We start from the raw sequence: 26,855 nt of genomic DNA, 5'->3' as shown, positions 1-26,855 counted from the left end.
CTATTAAGCCCGCTGACTCAGCCAGGCATGCAATTCTGAAAAACGATCAATGGCCAGTGCCGGCTCGAATAATTTCAACGCTTCGATCGATTGCGCGCCATAGCTGACGGCCACCGAATCCATGCCGGCGTTGCGCGCCATCTGCAAATCAAAGGACGAATCGCCCACCATCAGCGCTTGCTCCGGGCGAGCCTCGCAGTGAGCGAGGATCTGCTCAAGCATCAGCGGATGGGGTTTGCTGGCGGTTTCGTCGGCCGCGCGGGTGATATCGAAATAATCTTCCCAGCCGTGAGACTTCAGCACCCGATCCAGCCCGCGACGGGCCTTGCCGGTCGCGACCGCCAAGTGATAACCCTCAGCACGAAACGCTTCCATCGACTCGACCACACCTTCGAACAACGGCGAAGGCACGGCTTCCGAGGCGATGTAGTGATCAGCATAGTGCTGACGGAAGACTACCAATTCGTCGTCGCCGATTTCCGGATACAACGTGCGAATCGCTTCCGGCAGACCCAGACCGATGATGCCCTTGACGGCAAAATCATCGCGCAACTGAAATCCGGATCGCTCGGATGCGACATGCATCGACTCGACAATCCGACCAATGGAGTCGGCAAGAGTGCCGTCCCAATCGAAAATCAGCAGCTTGTAATCAGATGGGTGCACTCAGGCGCTCCACGGTTTTGGCCCACATCTCGTCGACCGGCGCCTGCAACTTCAGCTCACCACCATCAGGCAGCGGCACGGTCAGCATGTAGGCGTGCAGGAACAGGCGCTTGCCGCCCAGGTCACGAATCTCTTTGCTGAAGCCTTCATCGCCGTACTTGGTGTCACCGGCAATGCAATGCCCGGCGTGCAAGGTGTGGACGCGGATCTGGTGAGTCCGACCGGTAATCGGTTTGGCCTCGATCAGGGTGGCAAAGTCACCAAAACGACGCAGGACCTTGAACACGGTCACGGACTCCTTGCCCTCCTCCTCGTCGACCTCGACCATACGCTCGCCGGAGCGCAGGTTGCTCTTGCCGAGCGACGCCCGGACTTGCTTGATCGAGGCCGCCCAGTTGCCGCGAACCAGCGCCATGTAGCGCTTATCGACGCCATCGCCGCGCAATGCCGTGTGCAAGTGGCGCAGCATGCTGCGCTTCTTGGCGATCATCAGCAGGCCGGAGGTGTCACGGTCGAGACGGTGAACCAGTTCGAGCTCCTTGCAATCGGGACGCAACTGACGAAAGGCTTCGATCACCCCGTAAGTCAAGCCGCTGCCACCGTGAACCGCAATGCCGCAAGGCTTGTTGATCACGATCAACGCCTTGTCCTCGAAGACAATCGAGGCTTCGAGGCGCTGGAGCAGGCCTTGTGCCAGCGGCACCGGCTCGTCGCGCTCAGGCACGCGAACCGGCGGCACGCGCACGATATCGCCCGCCTGCAGCTTGTATTCGGGCTTGATCCGACCTTTGTTCACTCGCACTTCGCCTTTGCGCAAAATGCGGTAAATCAAAGTCTTGGGCACGCCTTTGAGCCGAGCGAGAAGGAAGTTATCAATACGTTGGCCGGCATATTCCGGCGAGACCTCCAGCAGTTGTACGGCTGGGGTCGAAGGGGCAGTAGTCGTCATGGCGCGGATGATAACAATTTTTTATGGAATTGAAGCACTTAATCATTGCTGCTATAGTCGCGAACGCCGCCAAAAGTGGCCTGGACAGCGGACTAACGGTCAAAAACCGGCCCTGACCAACGCAATTCACGAGGACGAGAGGCCGTCCTACGGGGCTTTCGCTACGAAACGGTAGAGTTTGCAGTTGTAACGAGCGCAGGTGACATGAGGCCTGAAGCATGCCGCAAAGCAGAGTTTTCACTCGCCTTGCGAGCAAATATTCACGGCCAGTTCACAAAGTGCAGTCAGCTACGAACAACCCCGAGCGAACGCTTCGGAAACAACGCCTAAATTAGCCATGATGCGTGACCTCCCCTTTCGGAGCTCACGGTAAATGCCAACCCGCTGCGGATTCTGCGCGCGGCAGCACCCGAATTATCAGGGATACGTGTAGGGTGGAGATGCACAACCGCTGGACTGTGTAGCAATAGGCTTTATCAAGACGCTTCATCTCGTCCACAGCCGCTGGTTGATTCCTCCTCCTGACTGAGTGCTTAAGTAGCCACAGCAAGCAGGACGCGTACGTCGCGACGCCGGCCCAATTGGTCGGGGTTCGCTAGACACTGGAGTGTCCAACCACTCCTGACGCACCTGACACCGACCATGAGAAGTCGTGTGTGCCGAACGCCGTTTCCGGCAGCCCGGAAACCGACGGTACTACATGAAAAGAATGCTGATTAACGCAACTCAACCCGAAGAGTTGCGTGTTGCACTGGTAGATGGCCAACGCCTCTACGACCTGGACATCGAATCCGGTGCACGCGAGCAGAAAAAGGCCAACATCTATAAAGGCCGGATTACTCGCATCGAACCAAGCCTTGAGGCTGCCTTTGTCGATTTCGGCTCTGAGCGCCACGGCTTCCTGCCCCTCAAAGAAATCTCCCGCGAATACTTCAAGAAAGCCCCCGAAGGCCGCGTCAACATCAAGGACGTCCTGAGCGAAGGCCAGGAAGTCATCGTTCAGGTCGAAAAAGAAGAACGTGGCAACAAGGGCGCAGCCCTGACCACCTTCATCAGCCTGGCCGGTCGTTACCTGGTTCTGATGCCGAATAACCCGCGTGCCGGCGGTATTTCCCGTCGCATCGAAGGTGAAGAGCGCAACGAACTGCGTGAAGCCCTGAACGGCCTGGTTGCCCCAGCCGACATGGGGCTGATCGTTCGCACTGCCGGCCTGGGCCGCAGCAGCGAAGAAATGCAGTGGGACCTCGACTACCTGCTGCAACTCTGGACCGCCATCAAAGAAGCTTCGCTGGATCGTTCCGCGCCGTTCCTGATCTACCAGGAAAGCAACGTGATCATCCGCGCCATCCGCGATTACCTGCGCCAGGACATCGGCGAAGTGCTGATCGACAGCGTTGAAGCCCAGGACGAAGCCCTGACCTTCATCCGCCAGGTGATGCCGCAGTACGCCAGCAAGATCAAGCTGTACGAAGACAGCGTTCCGCTGTTCAACCGTTTCCAGATCGAAAGCCAGATCGAGACCGCTTTCCAGCGCGTCGTTGAACTGCCTTCCGGCGGCTCCATCGTTATCGATCCGACCGAAGCCCTGGTGTCCATCGACATCAACTCGGCGCGCGCCACCAAAGGCAGCGACATCGAAGAAACCGCTCTGCAGACCAACCTTGAAGCCGCCGAAGAAATCGCCCGTCAGTTGCGCTTGCGCGACATCGGCGGCCTGATCGTCATCGACTTCATCGACATGACCCCTGCCAAGAACCAGCGCGCCGTGGAAGAGAAAGTCCGCGAATGCCTGGAAGCCGACCGCGCTCGCGTGCAAGTCGGTCGCATCTCGCGCTTCGGCCTGCTGGAAATGTCCCGTCAGCGCCTGCGTCCATCGCTGGGCGAAAGCAGCGGCATCGTTTGCCCGCGTTGCAACGGCACCGGCATCATCCGTGACGTTGAATCGCTGTCGCTGGCGATCCTGCGCCTGATCGAAGAAGAAGCCCTGAAAGACCGCACTGCCGAAGTTCGCGCACAAGTGCCGATCCCGGTCGCCGCGTTCCTGCTCAACGAAAAACGCAACTCGATCACCAAGATCGAACTGCGCACCCGTGCCCGCATCGTCATTCTGCCGAACGATCATCTCGAAACGCCGCACTTCGAAGTTCAGCGTCTGCGCGATGACAGCCCGGAAGCCGCGGTCGGCCAGTCCAGCTACGAAATCGCCGCTGCCGCTGCCGAAGTCGAAGAAGTCCAGCCAGCCGCTGCGACCCGCACCCTGGTTCGCCAGGAAGCTGCGGTCAAGACGGCTCCGGCCCGCGCCAACGCCCCGGTTCCGACCGAAGTCGTCGCTGCCGCACCTGTTGCCGCACCGGCCGCCGCGCCAGAGCCAAGCCTGTTCAAAGGCCTGGTGAAGTCGCTGGTCAGCCTGTTCGCGACCAAAGAAGAGCCTGCTGCTCCGGTTGTGGTTGAAAAACCAGCGACCACCGAGCGTCCGGCCCGCAACGAAGAGCGTCGCAACGGTCGTCAGCAGAGCCGCAACCGTAACGGTCGCCGCGATGAAGAACGCAAGCCTCGTGAGGAACGTGCACCGCGTGAAGAGCGTGCACCGCGTGAGCCACGTGAAGCCCGCGAAGAAACTCCAGCAGTAGCGGTAGCCCGCGAAGAACGCGCTCCGCGTGAAGAGCGCGCACCACGCGCACCTCGTGAAGAACGTGCTCCGCGCGCTCCTCGCGAAGATCGCAAGCCACGTGGCGATCGTGAAGAGCGTCCGGTTCGTGAACTGCGTGAGCCTCTGGATGCCGCTCCGGCCGCCGCTGCTACCGCTGAAGAGCGTCCAGCCCGTCAGCCACGTGAAGAACGTGCTCCGCGCCCACCGCGTGAAGAACGTCAGCCACGTGCCGAGCAAGCCGCTGCTGCCGTTGCCGAAGAAGAGTTGGTTACCAACGAAGAGCAACTGCAGGAAGACGGTCAGGACGGCGCCGAAGGCGATCGCCCACGCCGCCGCTCCCGTGGTCAGCGCCGTCGCAGCAACCGTCGTGAGCGTCAGCGCGATGCCAACGGTAATGTGATCGAAGGTTCGGAAGAATCCGAGTCCGCCGAAGGTAACGAAGCTGCCGAAACCAACGAAGCGCCAAGCGCTGCCGATCTGGCCGCCGGCCTGGCTGTTACCGCAGCCGTTGCCAGCACCGTGATCAGCGCTCCAGCCGAAGCACAGGCTAACGAGCAAGCCGAACTCGCGACTGCCGCCACCCTGGAAACTGCTCCAGTGGAAGCGCCAGTGGTTGAAGCAACGACTCCGGTCGAAGCCACCGCTGCTCCGGAAATCGAAGTGGCCCCGGTTCGTGAAGCACAGCCTGTATTTGAAGCTGCCGCCGAGCCAGTGGTTGCCGCAGAACCGGTTGTCGAAACAGCCACCGAAACAGTGACTGAAGCTGTCCGTGAAGTTCGCGAAGAGCAAACCGCGTTCAACTGGGTTGCCGAGCCAGCCGCCGCCGAAGCGCCAGAAGCCGAGGCCATGGTGTCCGAGCCAGTGGTTGCTGCTGCCGAGCCTGCTCCGGTGGTTGAAGCGCCGGTTGTTGCCGAAGTGGCCGCACCGGAAGTCGAAGCCGCCCCTGTCAGCGCCCTGACGCCAAGTGGCCGTGCGCCGAACGACCCACGTGAAGTGCGTCGTCGCAAGCGTGAAGAGGAGCGTCTGCAGAAGGAAGCCGAACTGGCTGCCGCTGCTGCACCCGCTGCTGTCGAACCAGCACCGGTTGTCGCTGAAGTCGTCGAGGCAGCACCTGCCCCGGCTGCTGAAGTCGCTGCTGCCGAACCCGCTGAATCGGTGATCGACGAAGCACCGCGCTCCGTTCAGGAAGCGGTAGAGCACCACGAGCAAGCCCTGGAAAAAGAACACGAGCCTAAACCTCTCGTCTGATTCCATCGGCCACTAAAAAGCCCCGCCTGGTGATCCAGGCGGGGCTTTTTTATGCCACATCACATCACACCGATTCCCTGTGGGAGTGAGCTTGCTCGCGATAGCGGTGGATCAGCTTGCATTAATATCGAATGTTAAACCGTCATCGCGAGCAAGCTCGCTCCCACAGGGATATGCGCCGAGGCTACTTGAAGACCAAGGCCTCAGGCTCATCGACATCCCACAGAACCCCGGGATCATCCACCGCAACTTCGACAACCCTCGCCTGCGCAAACAACGGCTTGGCCCCATGATCACCGGATAACGCCATCAACCCCGGACCAAACGTTCGGCCGAACCCCACAGGATGCCCATAGTTACCCTCATGAGCCGGCACACTGATGGAGTCATCAGCGATCCCTGCCAGCACCTGTTCGATACTCGACGGCAGGATGAACGGCATATCCCCCAGCACAATCAGCCAGCCACTAAGCTGCGGACACGCCGCCACCCCGGCCGCGATGCTGTCGCCCATGCCGGTCGATTCGATCAGCACAATCTCGCAACCATAAGCCTTGGCCATGCGGATCACTTGCGGTCGATCCACGGTGGTCACCAGAACGCGTTTCTCAAGGGAAGCTGGCAAATTCACCAGCACTTGCTCGATCATCGAATGAACAGCACCCTCGCGCCCCGTGCAATCCGCCACCAGCTTGTCCTTCTCGGCACCAGCCTCCTGTCGAAACCGACTGCCCTGCCCCGCTGCCAGCACGATGACGCCGATGGGCTCGCTCATACCACCTCCTGCAACAGCTTCTTCTGCTTGAGCTCGACGCCGTTCTTGATCGCGACAATTTCGGCCAGCAGCGACAAGGCGATTTCCGCCGGTGTGTGGCTGCCAATGTGCAAACCGATCGGGCCATGCAGCCGCTCGATTGCCTCTTGTGACAAGCCTAGCTGAGCGAGGTTTTCCCGGCGCTTCAAGCTATTGACCCGCGAGCCCAGCGCACCGACATAAAACGCCCTGGAATCCAGCGCCGTGAGCAGCGCCATGTCATCGAGTCGAGGATCGTGGGTCAGGGCAACGATGGCCGTACGCTCGTCGGGCTGGATGCTGAGCACCGCGTCATCGGGCATGCCCGAGACAAATCGCCCGTGTTGCTCCTCCCAGCCGTAGACGAACTCGGTGCGTGGGTCGCAGATCAGCACTTCAAAATCCAGCAGCCGCGCCATCTCGGCGACATACCGGGACAACTGCCCCGCACCGATCAGCAACAGCCGCCAACGCGGACCGTAAATGGCCCGCAAGGTTTTGCCGTCAAATCTCAGCGCATCGGTCTTGTCTGCCGGTTGCAAAACCACTTCACCGGTCGCGAGATCAAGCGCTCGAGCGACAATCTCATGCGCCTCGCAGCGCGCCAGCAACTCAGCGACCCAAGCCGGATCGCCGACCCGCTCCTCGGTCAGGCGCAAGGTGCCGCCGCACGGCAAACCGAAGCGTGCCGCCTCCTCACGGGTGACGCCGTAAGTGATCAACTGCACCGGCGGCCCATCGGCGGGAATACGACCGTCGTGCAGCCGGGCAATCAAATCGTCTTCGACACATCCACCGGACACCGAGCCAATCACCACGCCATCTTCACGCAAGGCCAGCATGGCGCCAGGTGCCCGAGGCGCGGTGCCCCAGGTCTGGACCACGCTGTACAACACCACCCGCTGACCGGCGCGGCGCCATTCGAGCACGCTGCGCAGGACGTTCAGATCGACGCTGTCCATCAGGCTTGCGCCTTCTGCCAACCTTGCAGCTGATAGCGAACCGGCAAGTTGCGGATGCGCTTGCCGGTGGCGGCAAAGATTGCGTTGCACAGCGCTGGCGCAATCGGTGGCACGCCCGGTTCACCGACACCGCCTAACGGCACATCGCCCGGTGGTGTGACCAGATGAATCGCGACTTCCTTCGGCGCCAGGGACATGCGCGCCACTTCGTACATATGGAAGTTGTCCTGCTGGACCTTGCCGTCCTTGAAGCTGATTTCCCCCAGCACCGCGTTGCCCAGGCCCATGACACAGGCGCCTTCGAACTGCGCACGAATCCGCTCGGGATTGATCTGCGGACCGCAATCCACCGCGATGTCGGCCTTGTGCACAATCAGCGTGCCATCGTCTTTGACTTCGACCTCAATCACCGCCGCCACATAGGTCACGAAGCTGTAATGCACCGCCAGCCCCAGGCCTCGGCCCTTCGGCAACTCACGTCCCCAACCCGCCGCTTTGGCTGCGGTTTCCAGCACCGTGCGCATCCGTCCGGTGTCGATCGGATAGCGCTCGGGCGACTCGCCGTAGTTCCACTCTTCACTCAAGGTGCGCGGATCGATCTGACGGTCCGGGCCGAGCAATTTGATTTGGTACTTGAGCGGATCCTGTTTGGTCTTGTGCGCCAATTCATCGACAAAGCTCTGGATCGCAAAGCCGTGAGGAATGTTCGACACTGAGCGATACCAGCCGACCCGCGTATGAATCGCCGCTTCCGGGTTCTCCAGGCGCACGTTGGGAATCGCGTAGGCCATGTTGGTAAAGCCCATGCCCAGCTCGAAAGCGGCCTCGTGGTTCATGCCCGGCGCGAACAACGCGGTGATGCTCGGCGCCACGGTGCGATGCAACCAGCCGGACGGCAGACCGTCCTTGTTCAGGCTGGCTTTCAGGTACTCGGCCGACACCGTGTGGAAATAGGAGCAGTGGATGTCGTCTTCACGCGTCCATTGCACCCGCACTGCCTTGCCGGGGAATTCCTTGGCAAGGATGGCCGCTTCGATGATGAAGTCCGGTTTGGATTTACGCCCGAAACCGCCACCGAGCAAGGTGACATTGAAGGTGACGTTATCGAACGGAATGCCGAGGCGTTCGCCAATTCGTTCGCGGGAGACTTGGGGTGCCTGGCTTGGCGCCCAGGCTTCGCACACACCGTCCTTGAAGCGGGCGATGGCGACCATCGGTTCCATCGGCGCCTGCGTCAGGTGCGGCAGGTAATAGGACGCTTCGAGCGTGCTGTCGGCGCTGCCCATGGCTTCGTCGATGTTGCCGGTATTGCGCACCACTTTGCCGGGTTTGAGGGATGCAGCCTCAATTTCCTTGCGGTAGGCGATCGAGTCATAACTGGCGTTAGGGCCGTCATCCCACTCGATTTTCAACGCCTCGCGGCCCTTGATCGCGGCCCAGGTATTGCTGGCCACTACGGCCACGCCACCCAACGGCTGAAACTCCGACGGCAGCGCATGACCTTCAATCTGCACGACCTTGATCACGCCCGGGACTTTCATCGCGGCGCTGGAGTCGACGGACTTGACCTTGCCGCCGTACACCGCAGGGCGTGCAATGGTGGCGTAGAGCATGCCGTCGAAATGTACGTCTGCACCGTAAATGGCGCGGCCATTGACGATGTCGGCACCGTCGATAGCCTTGGTGCCTTCCTTGCCGATGTAGCGGAATTCCGACGGCTGCTTGAGTCGCAGGCTGTCACGCGCCGGCACTGGCAACGCACCGGCAGCGGCGGCCAATGCGCCGTAACCCAGTTCACGACCGGTCGGTTGGTGAATGACTTTATGCAGTTTCGCGTGGCATTCGCTGACCGGCACTTTCCACTGTTCGGCAGCGGCTTGTTCAAGCATGGTCCGCGCGGCAGCACCGCAGCGGCGCATCGGCTCGTACCAGTGGCGCATGCTGCGCGAACCATCGGTGTCCTGATTGCCGAAGCGCACTTCGTCGCCCGGCGCCTGTTGCACCTTCATCATCGCCCAGTCGGCTTCCAGTTCATCAGCCACCACCATCGTCAGGCTGGTGCGCACACCCTGGCCCATTTCCGAACGGTTGCAGACCACGGTCACCGTGCCGTCAGCGGCGATGCTGACGTAAATCTTCGGATCATCGATCCAGCCGTTGGGCATGCCATCAGCGCCGAATTTCTTCTCTTTCTCGGCAGCGAAAGCGTCTTGCCAGCCCCAGCTCGCCACCAGTACCAGCGCACTGGTGGCGCCAACGCCTTTGAGGAAACCACGGCGACTGAGGTTGCTCAGCGCGAAATCATTCGGTAACTGGCTCATGCCTTGGCCTCCTTCAGGTGAGTGGATGCCTGGCGGATGGCGGTCTTGATGCGGTTGTAAGTGCCGCAGCGGCAAATATTGCCGACCATCGCCTCTTCGATCTGTTCGTCGCTGGGGTTCGGGTTGGTCTTGAGCAACGCCGTCGCCGACATGATCTGCCCGCCCTGGCAGAAACCGCACTGGGCCACGGCGGTATCGAGCCAGGCTTGCTGGACGACTTGCCCGACCGGATCGGCGTGCAGGTTATCGATGGTGGTAACGTTCTGGCCGACCACCGAACCGATCGGCGTGATGCAACTGCGCGCCGGGGCGCCTTCAATATGGATGGTGCAGGCGCCGCACAGGCCCATGCCGCAGCCGAATTTGGTGCCGTTGTAACCGGCCACGTCGCGGATCGCCCAGAGCAGCGGCATGTCCTCGGTGACATCGAGTTGATGGTCTTGACCATTGAGCTTCAGGGTAATCATGGGCACGCCCGCATAGTTATTGGTTATGGGGTCGAGCAATCTGCCGCCAGGGGTTGGCGGTTGGCATCACGCAGATCGGCTCAGGCTAATGAGGCTCTCTATATGCGGACGGTAGCGTCTGCATCGGGCCTTTGATGGAGCAAACGTTTGCATCGTTAGGTGGCTAAGTTAACCCAGCATTAACAAAAAAGCCCTGAACCGTTAAACGTTTGCAGGGCTTTGAGATCAGTCTTGAAAGCTTAGCCTCAATACCGATTGGGCTCCATTTCCAGGTCAACATGAAAACGTTCTGAAATGTCTTTCTGGATGCGTTGCGCCAGGTTCAGCAATTGCAGACCTGTCGCGTTGCCGTAGTTGACCAGCACCAATGCCTGCAATTTATGCACGCCGGCATCGGCGTCACGGAAACCTTTCCAGCCGGCCCGCTCGATCAGCCAGCCCGCCGCCAGTTTCATCTGCCCGTCGGGTTGCGCGTAGGCCACCAGATCCGGGTATTCACCTTTGAGTTGTGCGACAAGCGCCGCTGACACCAAAGGATTCTTGAAGAAGCTGCCGGCATTGCCGAGTACTGCCGGGTCCGGAAGCTTTTCGTTGCGGATGCTGCAAATCGCCTGGCTGACATCGGTGGCGGTCGGATGATCGATACCTTGCTCGGTCAGGCGCTGACGCACCGGGCCGTACTCCAGATGCAGGTGCGCGGCGCGGTCCAGGATGAAACGAACCCGCAGGATCAACCAACGCCCCGGTTCCTGTTTGAACAGGCTGTCGCGGTAGGCGAAGTTGCATTCTTCCAGGGTGAAGTCCCGCAGGTTGCCGGTCTGGCGATCCAGCGCGGTCAGGCCGGCGAACACGTCTTTGATCTCCACACCATAGGCGCCGATGTTCTGCATCGGTGCCGCACCGACGGTGCCGGGAATCAGGCTGAGGTTCTCCAGGCCCGACAAACCCTGCGCCAGGGTGTGCTGCACGAACGGATGCCAAGGCTCGCCGGCCTCGGCTTCGATCACGACCTTGCTGCCGTCATCGCTCAGGATGCGAATCCCGCGCGTGGCCATGCGCAGCACCAGCGACTGGATATCGGCCGTCAGCAGCAAATTGCTGCCACCGCCAATCACCAGCAGCGGCACGTCATGTTCCACCGCATAGGCCAGGGCTTCACGCACGTCGGCATCGTTATGGGCCTCGGCAAACAGCCGGGCTTGAACGTCGACACCAAAGCTGTTGAACGGTTTGAGCGAAACCTGGGCGCGCACCTGCAAACTCATAACCGTCCCTTCAATTCGATCACCAGCAAATCACTGGCGCGCTCGATCAGGTCCAGCACCTGCTCAAAGCCTTGGTCGCCGTCGTAGTACGGATCCGGCACTTCATCGATTTCCGATTGATAGCGACGCAGGAACAGGTCCAGCTCGGCTTTGCCCTTGGCCGGTTGCAAGGCCTCGAGGTTGCGCAGGTTACTGTTGTCCATCGCCAGAATCAGGTCGTAGGTGGCGAAATCGGCCCGGGACACTTGCTGGGCGCGCTGAGCGGACAGGTCATAACCGCGCAGCTTGGCCGCCGCCTGACTGCGCTTGTCCGGGGCCTTGCCGACGTGCCAGTCACCGGTACCGGCGGAGGCGACTTCGATGTGATCGGCCAGCCCCGCTTCGCGCAGTTTATGCCGCAACACGCCTTCGGCCGTGGGTGAACGGCAGATGTTGCCCAGGCAGACGAACAAAACCCGCATCAGGCCTCCAGCAGGCGACGAACGCGCTCAAGGTCTTCGACGGTATCGACGCCGGTAGGCGGTGCGATCAGCGCGTCGGCGACGTGAATCCGCACGCCGTGCCACAGGGCACGCAGTTGTTCCAGGGATTCGGTATTTTCCAACCAGCACGGGCCCCAGCTGACGAAGTCATGCAGGAAACCGGCGCGGTAGGCATAGATGCCGATATGCCGACGATACGGCACGCCTTCCGGTAATTGCTCGCGGCTTTTGGCGAACGCGTCCCGGGCCCACGGCAACGTGGCACGACTGAAGGTCAGCGCCAGGCCATTAAGGTCGCTGACAACCTTGACGACGTTGGGATTGAACAGGGTTTCCACGTCTTCGATCGGCTCGGCCAATGTAGCCATGCGCGCTTCGGTGTGGGCGGCCAGGTTGGCGGCAACCTGATCGATCACGCTCGGCGGGATCAACGGTTCGTCACCCTGGACGTTGACCACAATGGCGTCGGGCGCAAGGCCCAGCTTCGCGGCGACTTCGGCCAAACGGTCGGTGCCGGAATTGTGATCTTCGCGGGTCAGCACCACTTCAGCGCCAAACCCGTTGCAGGCCTCGACGATGCGCGCATCGTCAGTGGCAACCACCACGCGCTGAGCACTGCTTTTGCTCGCCTGTTCCCAGACGTGCTGGATCATCGGCTTGCCGGCGATCAGCAGCAGCGGTTTGCCCGGCAAGCGGGTGGAGGCGTAACGCGATGGAATGACAACGGTAAAGGCTGTGGTCATTTATCCAGACGCTCGTCGGTGGTCAGGGTGCGGGCTTCGGTTTCGAGCATCACCGGGATGCCGTCGCGAATCGGGTAAGCCAGGCCTGCGCCCTTGCTGATCAGCTCGGTTTTGTCGGCACTGAGCTTGAGCGGGCCTTTGCAGACCGGGCAAGCGAGGATATCGAGCAATTTGGTGTCCATGAGCATTCCCTGGATAAAAATGGATTTAAGGCAAAAGACGAGCCGGCAACAGGCGCATCAGCTGCGTATCGAACCAGGCCACGAAGGCCGGCGATGGCGCAGCATCGACCGCCAGGTACCACCAATCGGCAGCGGCGAAGGCACGGCACTTCACCGCGTCCTTTTCGGTCATCACCAGCGGCAATGACGGTGTGAAATTCAAGGCCTGCACGCTGTATTCGGCGTGGTCGGCAAACGCATGCGGGACTGGCTGCCAGTGTAGCGTTTCGAGGGTTGTGAAGAAACGCTGCGGATTGCCGATCCCGGCCACGGCGTGCAGCGCTTGGCCAGCGGGAAAGTGGTCGAGGGGACGCCGCTCGCCGCTGTGCAGATTGATCAATTCGGTGGGTCGAAGCTGGAAGGCAAAACCGCCGTCGCGATCGGCATCGGCGCCGTTGTAGAGCACCGCGTCGACGCTTTGCAGGCGCTCCACCGGTTCGCGCAACGGCCCGGCGGGCAGGCAACGCTGGTTGCCCAGGCCTCGGGCGGCGTCGATCAGCACCAGTTCAAGGTGGCGAGCCAGACGGTAATGCTGCATGCCGTCGTCGGACAGGATCAGGTCCAGGGGCTCACTCGCCAGCAGGGCTTTGACGGCGCTGCTGCGGTCCGGGTCGATCATCAACGGAACGCCGGTGCGCTGGACGATCAACAGCGGTTCGTCGCCTGCGATATCGGCACTTTGATCCGCCTCAACCCGCCACGGCAATTGCGGCGGCTTGGCGCCATAACCCCGACTGACCACGCCGACCCGCAAACCACTGCGCTGGCAGTGCTGGATCATCCAGAGAATCAGCGGCGTCTTGCCGGTGCCGCCAACGGTGATGTTACCGACTACGATCAGCGGCACCGGCGGTTGATAGATCTCGCCCTCACCCGCCAGAAAACGCTTGCGCTTGTTCATGACCACGCGCCGATACAGCCACTCCAGTGGCTGTAACAACTTCAGGGCCGGATGACCTTGGTACCACGCGGCGAGCAAGCGATCGGACATGGCCATCAGGGCGCGGGCGGCGCCGCCTCGACAGTGGTCATGCGCAGGTGGCTGAAACCGAGTTTACCGGCAGCGTCCATGGCGGTGATGACGGACTGATGCTGAGTCTTGCCATCAGCGCTGATGGACAGCGGCAGATTGGTGTCGCCACTGGATTCTTTCTGCAGTGCATCCATCAGCGTTGCCAGGTCGTTCTTGGGCAAGACCTGATTATTCACCGAGAACGCGCCTTCGGCACTGATGGCAACGTCCAGGTGTTTGACCTGCTGGTCTTCGGCAGGTGAACCGCTGACCGCTTCCGGCAGATCAACGCGCAACTGGGTTTCACGGGTAAACGTGGTCGTGACAACGAAAAACAGCAGCAGGATAAACACCACGTCAATCAGCGACGCGAGGTTGATGTCTACCGTTTCCCGCGGTTTGCGGCGGAATTTCACGCTTTGCCCCCATTAAGGTCGACATCACGGTCACCCTGTACCACCTCGACCAGTTTGATCGCTTCCTGCTCCATGCCCACCACCAGTTCATCGATCCGGCGTTGCAGGAACCGGTGGAAGAATACCGCCGGAATGCCGACCATCAGGCCTGCGGCCGTAGTAATCAGGGCCTTGGAGATACCACCGGCCAACACCGCAGCGTTAGTGCCCATACCCGAGCCCATGAACGCGCTGAAAATGTCGATCATGCCGAGCACCGTACCCAGCAGACCCAGTAACGGGGCCATGGCGGCGATGGTGCCCAACGCGTTGATGTAGCGTTCGAGCTCGTGGATGACCCGCGCAGCAGCCTCTTCGATGCACTCTTTCATGATCTCGCGACCATGCCTGGAGTTGGCCAGGCCGGCAGCCAGGATCTCGCCCAACGGCGAGTTGGCGCGCAGTTCCTTGAGTTTGTCTTTATTGAGTTGTTTGTCCTTGATCCAGACCCAGACCTGCCCGAGCAAATGCTCCGGGGTCACACGGCTGGCTCGCAGGGTCCAGAGACGTTCGGCGACGATCGCCATGGCTGCGATGGAACTCAGAATGATCGGTATCATCATCCATCCGCCGGATTTGACCAATTCCCACACAGTGACAGTCCCCTCGAAAAAGTGCGCCACTCTAACATAGGGGGTGAGCGCACCGAAGACCGTGATGTCGCATCCAGTCGGTCTTTAATCACTCCGGGTTACTGCGCAGAGCGCCAGAAACGCCGTTCTTGACGCATCGCCCATGGCGGCTTGAAGCGTCCCAGTTGCAGACGGATGGCACCCTGTTCGGCGCTGTCATGGATCGATATGCCGCGCTTTCGATAGCGCGCCATGATCGTGGGATGGGGATGACCGAATGAATTTCCCTGACCGCGGGAGATCAACACCGCTTGGGGCTGCAACGCGGCAAGCAACGCCATCGATGACGAACTGCGACTGCCATGGTGCGGCGCCTGCAACCAATCGGTGGAGACGGCCAGTGGACTGTCAAGCAGCGCCCGCTCGGCTGCGGCGTCTATATCACCGGTCAATAACAGACGCTCACCGTTGGCTTCTATCTGCAGGACGCAGGATTTTTGATTGCTGTCGCTGGCCGAAGACCATTGCCAGAGCTGGAACCTCACATCATCCCAGACCCATTGCTTGCCGCTCTCGCAGCCCTGCGCCTGCAACTCGGCAGGCAACGCCAGGGGATCACCACTGACCACCCGTTTCACCGGCAGGCCATTGGCAACGGCCCGGGCGCCGCCCGCATGATCGGCGTCGGCATGACTGATCAGCATCAAATCGAGTCCATCCACGCCCAATTTGCGTAATGTCGGCAGCACCACCCGTTCGCCCAGGTCGAAATCGCCGAAACGTGGCCCGGTGTCATACAACAGTGTGTGATGGCGGGTGCGCACCAGGATTGCCAAACCCTGGCCGACATCCAGCTGCCAGACTTCGGCGATGCCTTCAGGCAAGACCTGCCGGGGTGGAAAAACCAGCAACAACAGCATCGGCCAACCCAACGAGCGAAACGGCACACCCCGAGGCATCAATAGTAGAAAGGCACCGAGTGTGCCGAGTGCCCATATCCACAACGGGATGGCCACCGGCACCCACGCGGGCAAGTACCCGGCCATCCACGCCAGGCCCTTGAACAAAAGGTCGATCAAACCTCCTGCCAACCACAGCAACCCTTCGCCCACGTAAGGAAGGGGTAAAAACAACGTACCCAGCAATGCAGGAGGCAGCACGACCAGGCTGATCCACGGCACCGCGAGCAAATTGGCCACCGGTCCGCTGAGACTGATCGGCAACCCGAGCACCAGCAGCAACGGGCACAGACCAATCGCGATCAGCCATTGGGCGCGGGTCCACGTTTGCCACCAACGCCACGGGCCCAGCCGACCACCGAAGGTGAAGATCAACACCGCCACCGCCGCGAACGATAGCCAGAAACCCGGTTGCAGACTCGCCAGCGGATCCAGCAGCAAAACACCCTCGAGCGCCAGCAACAGCGGCCACCAGGCGCCGAGGTGACGAAATCACAGGCGCCACAACAGCACCAGACCGATCATCACGCAGGCCCGCCGCACCGGCACCTCGAAACCGGCCAGCAGCCCGTAACCGAGAGCGGCCGCGAACGCCAGTCCACAGGCCCACGGCAGCCAAGGCAAGCGTTTCGGCCATAGGCCATAACGGGCCAGCCCGGCGATCAACAGATACACCAGCCCTGCCAACAACCCGATGTGTTGTCCGGAAATCACTAACAGATGGACGGTACCGGTGTCTTGCAGCACCTGCCAGTCTTCGCGACTCAGTCCGGCGCCATCCCCCAGCACCAACGCCGTCAGCGCTCCCGTTCGCCCCTGGGCATCCACGGACTGCAAGCGCTGACGGATGCCGTCGCGCCAGGCCCATTGGGCTTCCTTGAGCCGCTCGCCAGCCTTGACCGTCCCGGTAGCGCCGATGCGTTGCGCCAACAGCCAGGCGTCGTAATCGAAGGCATGGGGATTGAGCAGCCCCGCAGGACGCTTCAACTTGACCGCCAGTCGCCAATGTTCACCGCTGTTGACCGGCGGCCCGTCATACCAGGCCAGACGCATCAGTTGCGGCACCTTGCCGTGTCGCGACCGGGCGTCCGCCAACTCGAAACGCACGACGGCCTCATTGTTCTGGGGCAATCCCGTCACCCGACCTTCGACCCAACGGGTTTCGCCATCGAGGCTCATCGGCAGCCGATCATCCAGCGCCCACTGTGCATTCGCGCACGCCCAACTGAAGCCGAACAGGAAAAACGCCAACGGATAAGTCCTGAACGGCAGCGCCATCAATCCCATGACTGGCAACAACAGCCACAACCAGACCGGCGGTAATACCGGTAAAAAAAGCAGGATCAACAGACCCAACGCCAGCGCCATCATCCCTGTGCGCATACGCCCGTCCTTGAGAGTCCCCTCCTAGGCATAGCCGGCTAATCGCACAGGCATCGTTATTAATTGTCACAAAGTCTGAATGGGCGGTTCATAGAATCCAGACATACTTGCCGCCTTAACCGACCGAGAAGCCTTATGCCCCGGCGCTTATTCAAACGTTACATGCCAGACCCGACCAGCATCAGGGAACACAAGTCCTTACGCTTTCTCGGCACCCTGCTGCATGACCCGAACCTCTGGCACCTCAACCGCCATTCCGTCGCACGGGCCATGGCGGTTGGTCTGTTCGCGGCGTTCTTGCCAATTCCGCTGCAGATGCTGGTCGCCGCCATTCTCGCCATCATGGTGCGCGGCAACATGCCGATTGCGGTCAGCCTGGTCTGGCTGACCAATCCGATCACCATGCCGGCGGTGTTCTTCTGCACTTACCAGACCGGTGCCTGGCTGATGGACGTTCCCACCCGCCATTTGCCGGACGAGCTGACCTGGGAATGGATCAGCGGCGAACTCTCGACTCTTTGGCAGCCGTTTTTACTCGGCTCGGTGGTGACGGGACTGGTGCTCGGCGCGCTCGCCTATTGCCTGACTATGATGTACTGGCGCTGGTGGGTGGGGCGGCAGTGGCGGCGGCGCCAGAAACGACGGATGCAAGAATAAAAAACGGCACCCTGAGGTGCCGTTTCTGATTGAGCAGTGCGCGATTACGTGCGCATCCCGCGACCACTGACCAGCAGCCGTGCGCAACCGATATACAACACCACGGTCGCCACCAGCATGAAGGTGATCGCCACGCTGATCCTGATGTCCGAAACGCCAAGAATGCCGTAACGGAAGGCGTTGACCATGTGCAGCACCGGGTTGGCCAGGGACACGGTCTGCCAGAACGGTGGCAGCAAGGAGATCGAGTAGAACACCCCACCCAGGTACGTCAGCGGTGTCAGCACGAACGTCGGGATGATCGAGATGTCATCGAAGTTGCGCGCAAACACGGCGTTGATGAAGCCTAGCAGCGAGAAGATCGTCGCCGTCAGCACCACCACCAGAATGGTCACGCCCAGGTGATGCACCTGCAACTCGGTGAAGAACAGCGACAGCAGGGTCACGATGAGCCCGACCATCAAGCCGCGCAGCACGCCGCCCAGGGTGTAGCCGATCAGAATCGTATGCGGCGACACCGGCGACACCATCAATTCTTCGATGGAACGCTGGAACTTGCTGCCGAAGAAGCTCGAGACCACGTTGCCGTAGGAGTTGGTAATCACCGACATCATGATCAGCCCCGGCACGATGTACTCCATGTAGGTGAAACCACCCATGTCACCGATCTGCCGGCCGATCAGATTGCCGAAGATGACGAAGTACAGAACCATGGTGATGGCCGGCGGCAGCAGCGTCTGCGGCCAGATCCGGGTAAAGCGTTTGACCTCACGGTAAACAATGGTGTTGAGGGCAACGAGGTTGGGTTGCAGCTCGGAACTCATACCGCCACCTTCGACAGATTTTTCTCCACCAGGGACACGAACAACTCCTCGAGGCGATTGGTTTTGTTACGCAGGCTCAACACTTCGATGTTCTGCTGCGCCAATTGGGTGAACAGCGCGGTGATGCCCATGGCCTTGTCGACCTGAACTTCAATGGTGTGGCTGTCGAGCAGCTTGGTCGGGTAACCGAGCAACTGCGGCGCGGTTTGCACAGTGTTTTTGAGGTCGAGCAGGAACGTTTCCACATGCAGTTGGCCGAGCAACTGTTTCATGCTGGTGTTCTCGACGATGGTGCCGTGATCGATGATGCCGATGTTGCGGCACAACTGCTCAGCCTCTTCCAGGTAGTGGGTGGTGAGGATGATGGTGATGCCTTGCTTGTTCAGCTCGGTGAGGAAGGTCCACATCGAGCGACGCAGTTCGATGTCCACACCCGCTGTCGGTTCGTCGAGGATCAGCAGGCGCGGTTCGTGAACCAGCGCACGGGCGATCATCAGTCGACGCTTCATGCCGCCGGACAGTGAACGCGACGGCGTATCGCGCTTGTCCCACAGGCCCAGTTGGGTCAGGTACTGCTCGGCGCGTTCCTTGGCGATTTTCGGCGGGATGCCGTAATAACCGGCCTGGGTCACGACGATATCGAAGGTTTTTTCGAACTGGTTGAAGTTGAATTCCTGAGGCACCACACCGATGGAGCGCTTGAGCTGCGCAGGATTCTTGTCCAGGTCGTGACCGAAGATATTCACCGTCCCGCTGGTCTTGTTCACCAGGGTCGAGAGAATACCGATGGTCGTGGATTTGCCGGCGCCGTTGGGGCCGAGCAAGGCGAAAAAGTCACCTTCGGCGACGTCCAGATCGATACCACTCAGGGCCTGGAAACCGTTGCCGTAGGTTTTGGTTAGCTGCCGGATGGACAGAGCGGAACTCATATCGGATTTACGTACCAAGAAGGGAAGAAAGGGACAAATAAGGGCGGGCGGCGACTAATACCACCGCGGCGCACGAGCGCAATGGTGCTTGTCGCCGCCACACAAGTACAGTCAAGTGTGTCGATAGTGAGTATTAAGTCAACGCGGTCATAACCGCTTTCTGATACGCCGGACGCTGTTTCAGACGTGCATACCAGGCTTGCAAATGAGGCTGCGGCGCGCGCTCGATCGGCATCTCGAACCAGGCATAAATGAAACTGCCCAGAGGAATGTCGCCCATGCCGATCTCATCGCCGGACAGGTAGGGTTGGGTCGCCAGCGCCTTATCGGCCATGGACAGCAGGCCATCGCACTCCTTGATCGCGGCGTTGATGGCCGGCCAGTCCTGTTGGCTTTCCGGTGTACGTAACACACCCCAGAACACCGTGCGGAACGGCCCGGCAAAACTTGAAGTGGTCCAGTCCATCCACTTGTCGGCAGAAGCCCGGGACTGCAGATCCTCTGGATACCAGGCCGTGCCGTTGGCGTGGCGAGCCATCAGGTAACGCACAATGGTGTTGGATTCCCACAGCACGAAACCCTCGTCTTCAATCACCGGCACGCGGCCATTGGGGTTCATCGCGCGGTACTGCGGCGTATCGACTACACCAAAGGCGCCGCCCGCATCGATGGCTTCATAAGCCAGGCCCAGCTCCTCGGCGGCCCACAAAGGTTTTCTGACATTCGACGAGTTTTTCCGCCCCCAGATCTTCAGCATGACCGCCTCTTTATGGATGAATGCGCAGGCAGCATACGCCGGATCAGGCGCGACTCAAATCGCTCTGCATGTCACCCAGCAGCACGGGCAATGTGTCGCTGAACAGATGCGGATAGCACTTCTCCAGGTGCTCGAAAAAGAACGCCTCAGGCACGTCGGTGAACTGGCCGTGGTCGATCAGGTATTCCATCAATTGCTCGCCGTCGCGATTGAACGGATGGAAAACACTGTCGTTGATTCCGTCGAACTCCAGTGGTGCGACATTGAACAGTTCGCACAAGCCTTGGTTGAACGCTGGCGTGGCTTTTACCCAGCGGCCATTCAGATACAGCTCCGTATAGCCGTGCATGGCGAACACATCGCTCTTGAGCAACTCGAGCAACCGCGGCGTCGATAAATGATTGCGTACATCCGCCAGGCCGATACGCGCAGGGATCGCGCAATGTCGGGCGCACCCGGCCAGCAGCGTGGCTTTGGGCACGCAATAACTCTCCCCCGCTGCCAGCGCATAACTGCCGCGCAAGGTATCCGGGTCGCGACTGAAGGTGTAAGGGTTGTAACGCACGGCTTCACGCACGGCGTAATAGAGATTGATCGACTGTTCGAGCGGATCGCGACTACTGCCGCGATGTTTTTCGGCGAACTCCACCACCGACGAGTGGTCACTATCGATGAAGCGGCCGGGTCTCAGATACTCGTGCATGAGAACAATCTCCTGGGGAAGCGTCGAGTCTAGCGACACGTTCAGCACAGAGATAACGACGTTTCGGCCAAACATGGACGCTTTGCCGCCCGCCCAACGAACGATTTCCCCGGCCCGTTGCCCACTGGGCCTACAAAACTCATCCATGGTTTCCCACGAATTCAATCACATCGCTCTGACCACCCTGTTTTGCGGATGCCGTCTAAGCTCTGAAAGTTGGTTTTGCCTTGGTTTCACGGAGGATTAAATATGCTGCTGTTGTGGATACTGGTTCTGGTTGTCGGGATTGCTTATTTAGCCCACCGTCGTGTCGCCCCGCTGCCCGCCCTGTGCGTCGTTGCCGTTTACGTGGTTGCGATGGGCGCTTTCAGCCGCGCGCCAGGCTGGTTGCTGCTGGTTCTCTGGGTATTGATCGCGGCTGTCGCAGCGCCCTTGTTGCTGCCCGATCTACGCCGTAAATATTTCAGTGCGCCGCTGTTCAGCTGGTTCCAGAAAACCCTGCCGCCGATGTCGCAAACCGAACGCGATGCGATCGATGCCGGCACGGTGTGGTGGGACGGTGAACTGTTCAGCGGTCGCCCGGACTGGAACAAACTGCTGTCCTATCCAAAAGCACAGCTGAGCGAAGAGGAACAGGCCTTTATCGACGGCCCGACGGAAGAGCTCTGCGCCATGGTCAGCGACTGGCAGATCGGTCAAACCATGGACCTGCCTCCCGAAGCCTGGGCCTACATCAAGGAAAACGGCTTCTTCGCCCTGATCATTCCCAAGGAGTTTGGCGGCAAAGGTTTCTCCGCCTATGCCCACTCCCAGGTGGCGATGAAACTGGCGACCCGCAGCGGCGACCTCGCGTCCACCGTGATGGTCCCCAACTCCCTCGGCCCGGCCGAACTGCTGCTGCATTACGGCACCGACGAGCAACGCAACCACTACCTGCCACGACTGGCGCGCGGCGATGACATCCCATGCTTCGCACTGACCGGCCCACTGGCCGGCTCTGATGCCGGCGCCATGCCCGACACCGGGGTGATCTGCAAAGGTGAATGGGAAGGCAAGGAAACCTTGGGCCTGCGTCTGAACTGGGAAAAGCGTTACATCACACTTGGCCCGGTCGCCACACTGCTCGGCCTCGCGTTCAAGGCCTACGACCCGGATCACCTGCTGGGTGAGGTGGAAGACCTGGGGATCAGTCTGGCGTTGATCCCGACCGATACCGCCGGTGTTGAAATCGGTCGCCGCCACTTGCCGTTGGGCGCGTCATTCATGAACGGCCCGAACTCCGGCAAAGATGTCTTCGTACCGTTGGAGTTCCTCATCGGCGGCCAGGAAATGATCGGCAAAGGCTGGATGATGCTGATGAACTGCCTGTCGGTCGGGCGTTCGATTTCGTTGCCAGCGGTCGGCACCGGCGCCGCCAAGTTCACCAGTCTGGTGACCGGCCAATACGCTCAGGTCCGTGAACAATTCAACGTTCCACTGTCGGCCTTCGAAGGTATTCAGGAAGCGATGGCCCGCATCGGCGGCAACGCCTGGATGATGGACGCGGCGCGGATGCTCACGGCCAATGCGGTGGATTTGGGCGAGAAGCCTTCGGTGCTGTCGGCGATTCTCAAGTACCACCTCACTGAACGCGGCCGCGAGTGCATCAGCCACGCCATGGATGTTCATGGCGGCAAGGCAATCATCATGGGGCCGAACAACTACCTCGGTCGTAGCTGGAATGGCGCACCGATCTTCATCACCGTGGAGGGCGCGAACATTCTCTCACGCAACCTGATGATCTTCGGTCAGGGTGCGATTCGCTGCCATCCATTCGTACTTAAGGAAATGGCCCTCGCCGGTCGTGAAGACAAGGATCAGGCCCTCACCGAATTTGATGGCCTGCTGCTCAAACACATCGGTTTCGCCGTGAGTAACGCCGCCAGCACGCTGGTGCTGAACCTTGGTTTCGGTCACTTCGAACACGCGCCAGGCAACAAGCTCAGCCAGGGTTACTTCCGCGCCCTCAATCGCCAGGCGGCTGCGTTCGCCATGCTCGCCGACCTGAGCATGATGCTGCTGGGCGGCGAATTGAAACGACGCGAACGTCTGTCGGCACGTCTGGGGGACGTGCTCAGCAACATGTACCTCGCCTCCGCCGCACTCAAGCGTTACCACGACCTCGATTCACCGGAGCACATGGCACCGCTGTTTACCTGGGCCATGGAAGAAAGCCTGGGTCAGTCGGAACGAGCGCTGGATGAACTGCTGACCAACTTCCCGAACAAGGTGTTGGGTTGCCTGTTGCGGGTGATCGTGTTCCCGTTCGGTCGTCGTCACAAAGGGCCATCGGACAAACTCGGCGCGGAAGTGGCGGCGGTGATCGGCCGCGCCAAAGGCGATCCAACCCTGGAAGAGTTGCTCGGCGGTTGCTACCGGCCGCAATCCACTGATGACCCGGTTGGCGCCCTGCAACATGCGTGTAACCTGCTGAGTGCCGCGCAACCGCTGCGGAAAAAACTTCATATCGCACTCAAAAGCGGCCAGGTCAAACCGGTCGCCGGGGAACACGTCATCGATGCAGCGCTTGAAGCTGGCGTGTTGCAGCCCGTTGAAGCGCAGACCTTGCGTGACGCCGAAGCGGCGCGGCGCAAGGTGATTGATGTCGATGATTTCGACAAAGAGGAGCTGGCGCTGGCGCAAGGAAAGGTCCGCTGATCCAGCAAGTCATGTGCCTTCTACCTGTAAAAATGGGCGCAGGAGCTTTATACTCCCGCGCCCGTTTTGCTCTTGAGGACTTATCTCGTGTCCAATGTCGTTGCCGATCATCTTGTCTTGCTCGACCACCTGCGCAGCATCCTGGTCGCCGTAGGTGAGGCCGAACAGGTTCCCGAAGAAAGCCATGCCTTGTTCCTGGAGCGCTTCGACGAACTGCGTGCGTTGCTGCCGGTCGACCCGATCGAAAGCCAATACCTGGGCCAGGACATTCTGTGCCAGGTGATCACCCGCTACCCGCAAATCGCCCACCTGGTCCCGCGCGACCTGCTGTGGTACTTCGCCGGTGACTGCCTGCATTACATGCCCGACGATGAAATCGACTTGTACCAGGCGCTGGAAGAACGTCGTTTCGAAGCTGAACAAAACGACGAACCGTTCGACTGGAACCAGGAAAAACAACTGCTGGCGATGTCGAAAGACGACAGCAAGCACTGATCCTCGGTCAGAAATTCAAAAGGCCCGCATGGTTGAACATGCGGGCCTTTTTTTGATCTTTGCTTCAGAGCAACCCATCACTCTCCGGCAACTCATACTCCGCCGCGACCTTGCCCGCACTACTCAACTTGCCCGGTTTGCTCAGCGTTGGTTCCTTCTCCAGGCACTCCACCAGATAGTCGATCAACACCCGTAACTTCGGTGGCAAATAACGGGTTGGCGAATGCAGCAGCCAGGCTCCGCCGTGGTAAGAAGCCAGAAAGGTCCAGTCCGGCAGCACCTGCACGATCAGCCCTTGCTCCAGCGCATAGCGTGCGGTGAAGTACGGCAGGCTGCCAATCCCGATGTGCTGCAACACTGCGCCCAACCGCACGCCAGTGTGATTGGCCGCGTACCGTCCGCGCACGCCAACGGTTACAGCCTGGGTGCCTTTCTTGAATTTCCAGCGTGCATCGCTCGGGGTTTCGCCCAGGTAGATGCAGCTGTGGTTGAGCAGGTCGTGAGGGTGGGTCGGTGTGCCGTGTTCGGCCAGGTATTGCGGCGTTGCACAGAGCAAATGATCGATGGTCAGCAATTGCCGCCCGACCAGTCCTGCAGGTGGCCGATCTGTAATACGAATCGCCAGATCAACGTTGTCGTCGATCAAATCCACCTGGCGGTCCTCAAGCAACAGCTCCACATCCACTTTGGGATAGCGACGTAAAAATTCCGGCATATGCGGATGAATCACGAAACGCCCCACCGCCTTCGGCACACTGACGCGCACCAGTCCTTCCGCTTCATGGGTGAACTGGCCGCTGATTTCCATCACCGACTTGGCTGCGCTGACCATCTCCTGGCAGCGCTTGAACACCTCTTCGCCGCCGTCGCTCAAGCGCAACTTGCGCGTGGTTCTCTGCAGCAAACGGGTGGCGAGCGCCTTCTCCAGGCGCGAAATGCTGCGACTGACCGCCGAGGGTGAAGAACCCAACTGTCGAGCAGCTTCGGAGAAACTGCCAGTCTCGACAACCTTGACGAAGATCGCCATTTCACCGAGCAGCGGTAGTGGAAGATTTATGCTCACAGCGCAACAGTCCTTTGATGTTTGAACGGATTATCACGCAATTCCACGCTTCATATAATAAAAAATAGAATTGTTAATAAGGGCATGGAATATGACGCTTCGCCTCTTTTTCCATAGTGATGACCTCAAGGCCAATGTGGAAGTCCTGGATTGCACGCCCCACGAGAACGAATTTGCCGTGACGCTGCGCGCCACGTTGTTTCATCCCCAAGGCGGTGGACAGCCCTTTGACACCGGCTGGATCGGCGAAAGCCGAGTGCTGCGGGTTGTTCAGGATCCGGACCGGATCACTCATTTCGTCGACCATCCGGTAAAACCGGGCATGACTCAGATTCGTGTCGATGAACAACGCCGCCAGTTCAATTCACGCATGCATTCCGCCGGCCACCTGATCGGCCACTTCGTCCAGGCCATGGGCTGGATGCCGATCAAGGCTCATCACTGGCCGGGTGAAGGACGCGTGCAATTCAAACCGGCAGAGTCGGCAAAAGAGGTTGATGCCGAGATGATTCAGCACGGCATCTCGCAGTGGATCGCCAATGATCTGCCGCGCCTGACGTCGATGCGTGAAGGCGCCCGGGAAATCGGCTTCGGTGAACTGCCCGCCTACGGCTGCGGCGGCACCCATGTACGCAGCCTGAAGGATTTGGGCACCGTCACGATCGCGTCCCTTTCACTGAAGAAGGGAACGCTGTCAGTCCACTACAGCGTGGATTGAGCATTTGGGCGATGCCGTTCCTGCCATCGCCTGACGCCGGGGGAACCTGCGGTCGCGGGTTCTGTTGACTATCTGATAGATGGACCTAAGACATGATGCTTGACGTCGAGCGTCTCGATGAGACGTGCATAAAAAAACTGGCCAACCAAGAAGTCCTCGCCATCCGCGTCAAAGGCTTGTTGCCCAAGCCGCTGGCGATTCAGATTGGCGACAAGATCCTCGCCCCGGGCTTCGAAGGCTATATCAATGCGCCGAGCATCGGTCGCATCGGCATGGCGTTTTATGAAGCGGAAAACCAGCCGCTGCTGATCGAAGATTATTTCGAACGCGCCACCCGCAACATTGCGGAATTACGCAACCGGTGTGCGCCCTATTCGTCCCCTGTCGACACCCTGCGCTGCATGCTCGACGAGTCCTGGCCGGCGGGTGCGCACCTGGAAAATCTCTACGGTCGCAAGATGTATGTCGGGCTGTCCCGGGTGGTGAAACCCGGGATCTGCTTTCTGGCCCACCACGACATTTTCGCCAAGGACGCCCCGGACAGTTACCAGGCCAAAAGTCTGGAAGCGCAGTTCGCCTGCAATGTTTACCTGAACATGCCCGCCGAGGGCGGTGCGCTGCAGATGTGGGACCACGACATCTCCCCGGACCAGTTCGACGAAATGCGTGGCGACAGCTACGGAATCGATCCGGCTCTGCTCGGGACTCCGACCCTGGAGATTCTTCCCGAGCCGGGTGATTTCATCATGTTCAATTCGCGCTGCATGCACTCGGTGACACCGGGTGTGGCTGATCCGCGCTTGAGCCTTTCGTTCTTTGTCGGCTATCGCGGCAATGCTTCACCCCTTACTTTCTGGAGTTGAA

24 protein-coding genes and 1 pseudogene are annotated in these 26,855 nt (G+C 60.2%); 6 read left to right on the top strand and 19 right to left on the bottom strand.

Features of this window, described 5'->3' with window-relative positions:
• Window positions 1-3 precede the first annotated feature (3 nt).
• A complete protein-coding gene (locus ACA056_RS07340) occupies window positions 4-666 on the bottom strand; it encodes an HAD-IA family hydrolase (protein ID WP_497271556.1) in 663 nt (220 codons plus the stop codon).
• Window positions 653-1,615: a 23S rRNA pseudouridine(955/2504/2580) synthase RluC gene (rluC, locus tag ACA056_RS07335; RefSeq protein WP_046049069.1), complete on the bottom strand. Its 963-nt coding sequence runs from the start codon at window positions 1,613-1,615 to the stop codon at window positions 653-655. Before rluC ends, ACA056_RS07340 begins: the two co-directional genes overlap by 14 nt.
• A gap of 700 nt (window positions 1,616-2,315) precedes the next feature.
• Here rluC and rne point away from each other — a divergent pair.
• Window positions 2,316-5,513 carry a ribonuclease E gene (gene rne, locus ACA056_RS07330; protein ID WP_497271554.1) on the top strand — a complete coding sequence of 1,066 codons (3,198 nt, stop codon included), beginning with the start codon at window positions 2,316-2,318 and terminating at the stop codon, window positions 5,511-5,513.
• Between the two features lie 184 nt (window positions 5,514-5,697).
• Here rne and ACA056_RS07325 read toward each other — a convergent pair whose 3' ends face one another.
• The 12 genes and pseudogenes from ACA056_RS07325 to ACA056_RS07270 form a co-directional block, all read right to left on the bottom strand.
• Window positions 5,698-6,288 carry a nucleotidyltransferase family protein gene (locus ACA056_RS07325; RefSeq protein WP_497271552.1) on the bottom strand — a complete coding sequence of 197 codons (591 nt, stop codon included), beginning with the start codon at window positions 6,286-6,288 and terminating at the stop codon, window positions 5,698-5,700.
• Complete coding sequence (locus ACA056_RS07320; RefSeq protein WP_497271550.1) at window positions 6,285-7,268, bottom strand: XdhC family protein; 984 nt, start codon at window positions 7,266-7,268, stop codon at window positions 6,285-6,287. The genes ACA056_RS07325 and ACA056_RS07320 overlap by 4 nt, the downstream gene beginning before the upstream one ends.
• Window positions 7,268-9,589, bottom strand: coding sequence for a xanthine dehydrogenase family protein molybdopterin-binding subunit (locus ACA056_RS07315; protein WP_497271548.1), 2,322 nt, complete (start codon window positions 9,587-9,589; stop codon window positions 7,268-7,270). The genes ACA056_RS07320 and ACA056_RS07315 overlap by 1 nt, the downstream gene beginning before the upstream one ends.
• A complete protein-coding gene (locus ACA056_RS07310) occupies window positions 9,586-10,056 on the bottom strand; it encodes a (2Fe-2S)-binding protein (protein ID WP_008152370.1) in 471 nt (156 codons plus the stop codon). Before ACA056_RS07310 ends, ACA056_RS07315 begins: the two co-directional genes overlap by 4 nt.
• Window positions 10,057-10,301: 245 nt before the next feature.
• A complete protein-coding gene (gene murB / locus ACA056_RS07305; RefSeq protein ID WP_497271545.1) occupies window positions 10,302-11,321 on the bottom strand; it encodes a UDP-N-acetylmuramate dehydrogenase in 1,020 nt (339 codons plus the stop codon).
• On the bottom strand, window positions 11,318-11,782 hold the full coding sequence (locus tag ACA056_RS07300) for a low molecular weight protein-tyrosine-phosphatase (protein ID WP_497271543.1): 465 nt from the start codon (window positions 11,780-11,782) through the stop codon (window positions 11,318-11,320). The genes murB and ACA056_RS07300 overlap by 4 nt, the downstream gene beginning before the upstream one ends.
• Complete coding sequence (gene kdsB, locus ACA056_RS07295) at window positions 11,782-12,546, bottom strand: 3-deoxy-manno-octulosonate cytidylyltransferase (protein ID WP_046049062.1); 765 nt, start codon at window positions 12,544-12,546, stop codon at window positions 11,782-11,784. The genes ACA056_RS07300 and kdsB overlap by 1 nt, the downstream gene beginning before the upstream one ends.
• Window positions 12,543-12,728 (bottom strand): Trm112 family protein, encoded by a 186-nt coding sequence (locus tag ACA056_RS07290; RefSeq protein WP_007945752.1) that lies wholly within the window; start codon window positions 12,726-12,728, stop codon window positions 12,543-12,545. Before ACA056_RS07290 ends, kdsB begins: the two co-directional genes overlap by 4 nt.
• A gap of 25 nt (window positions 12,729-12,753) precedes the next feature.
• Window positions 12,754-13,764, bottom strand: a complete 1,011-nt coding sequence (lpxK, locus tag ACA056_RS07285) for a tetraacyldisaccharide 4'-kinase (protein ID WP_497271540.1) — start codon at window positions 13,762-13,764, stop codon at window positions 12,754-12,756.
• Complete coding sequence (gene pocB, locus ACA056_RS07280) at window positions 13,764-14,195, bottom strand: flagellar polar localization protein PocB (RefSeq protein WP_008152382.1); 432 nt, start codon at window positions 14,193-14,195, stop codon at window positions 13,764-13,766. Before pocB ends, lpxK begins: the two co-directional genes overlap by 1 nt.
• The gene (gene pocA / locus ACA056_RS07275) at window positions 14,192-14,827 is read right to left on the bottom strand and encodes a flagellar polar localization protein PocA (protein ID WP_497271538.1); all 636 of its coding nucleotides are present in this window, start codon (window positions 14,825-14,827) and stop codon (window positions 14,192-14,194) included. The genes pocB and pocA overlap by 4 nt, the downstream gene beginning before the upstream one ends.
• A 98-nt stretch (window positions 14,828-14,925) precedes the next feature.
• Window positions 14,926-17,148 (bottom strand): annotated as a pseudogene (locus ACA056_RS07270) (DNA internalization-related competence protein ComEC/Rec2).
• Window positions 17,149-17,283: 135 nt separating this feature from the next.
• Between ACA056_RS07270 and ACA056_RS07265 the strand changes: the two are divergent.
• Entirely contained in the window at window positions 17,284-17,805 is a 522-nt protein-coding gene (locus tag ACA056_RS07265; RefSeq protein ID WP_461999529.1) for a DUF2062 domain-containing protein, read from the top strand.
• A 44-nt stretch (window positions 17,806-17,849) separates the two neighbouring features.
• On the opposite strand, the gene ACA056_RS07260 is transcribed toward ACA056_RS07265, so the two are convergent.
• The 4 genes from ACA056_RS07260 to ACA056_RS07245 all read right to left on the bottom strand — a co-directional run bounded on the left by ACA056_RS07260 (window position 17,850) and on the right by ACA056_RS07245 (window position 21,018).
• Complete coding sequence (locus tag ACA056_RS07260; RefSeq protein WP_010461900.1) at window positions 17,850-18,629, bottom strand: ABC transporter permease; 780 nt, start codon at window positions 18,627-18,629, stop codon at window positions 17,850-17,852.
• Window positions 18,626-19,558, bottom strand: coding sequence for an ABC transporter ATP-binding protein (locus ACA056_RS07255; RefSeq protein ID WP_497271535.1), 933 nt, complete (start codon window positions 19,556-19,558; stop codon window positions 18,626-18,628). Before ACA056_RS07255 ends, ACA056_RS07260 begins: the two co-directional genes overlap by 4 nt.
• A 133-nt stretch (window positions 19,559-19,691) precedes the next feature.
• Window positions 19,692-20,315, bottom strand: a complete 624-nt coding sequence (locus tag ACA056_RS07250) for a glutathione S-transferase family protein (RefSeq protein WP_497271533.1) — start codon at window positions 20,313-20,315, stop codon at window positions 19,692-19,694.
• 43 nt (window positions 20,316-20,358) lie between these two features.
• Window positions 20,359-21,018, bottom strand: coding sequence for a transglutaminase-like domain-containing protein (locus ACA056_RS07245; protein ID WP_497271531.1), 660 nt, complete (start codon window positions 21,016-21,018; stop codon window positions 20,359-20,361).
• Window positions 21,019-21,267: 249 nt separating this feature from the next.
• Here ACA056_RS07245 and ACA056_RS07240 point away from each other — a divergent pair, with 249 nt between their 5' ends.
• On the top strand, window positions 21,268-23,715 hold the full coding sequence (locus ACA056_RS07240) for an acyl-CoA dehydrogenase (protein WP_497271529.1): 2,448 nt from the start codon (window positions 21,268-21,270) through the stop codon (window positions 23,713-23,715).
• An 87-nt stretch (window positions 23,716-23,802) separates the two neighbouring features.
• Window positions 23,803-24,210, top strand: a complete 408-nt coding sequence (locus ACA056_RS07235) for a PA2817 family protein (protein WP_008152400.1) — start codon at window positions 23,803-23,805, stop codon at window positions 24,208-24,210.
• Window positions 24,211-24,274: 64 nt separating this feature from the next.
• Here the strand turns inward: ACA056_RS07235 and ACA056_RS07230 are convergent, their stop codons facing one another.
• Window positions 24,275-25,273 (bottom strand): LysR family transcriptional regulator, encoded by a 999-nt coding sequence (locus ACA056_RS07230; protein WP_497271526.1) that lies wholly within the window; start codon window positions 25,271-25,273, stop codon window positions 24,275-24,277.
• Between the two features lie 91 nt (window positions 25,274-25,364).
• On the opposite strand from ACA056_RS07230, the gene ACA056_RS07225 reads away from it, so the two are divergent.
• Window positions 25,365-25,991: an alanyl-tRNA editing protein gene (locus ACA056_RS07225; RefSeq protein ID WP_497271524.1), complete on the top strand. Its 627-nt coding sequence runs from the start codon at window positions 25,365-25,367 to the stop codon at window positions 25,989-25,991.
• Window positions 25,992-26,083: 92 nt separating this feature from the next.
• Complete coding sequence (locus ACA056_RS07220) at window positions 26,084-26,854, top strand: 2OG-Fe(II)-dependent halogenase WelO5 family protein (protein ID WP_497271522.1); 771 nt, start codon at window positions 26,084-26,086, stop codon at window positions 26,852-26,854.
• Window position 26,855 lies beyond the last annotated feature (1 nt).

This window comes from Pseudomonas sp. LBUM1666 (assembly GCF_059695775.1).
Note: the sequence above shows the minus strand (reverse complement) of the source record. Positions and strands in the feature narration are given on the sequence as shown.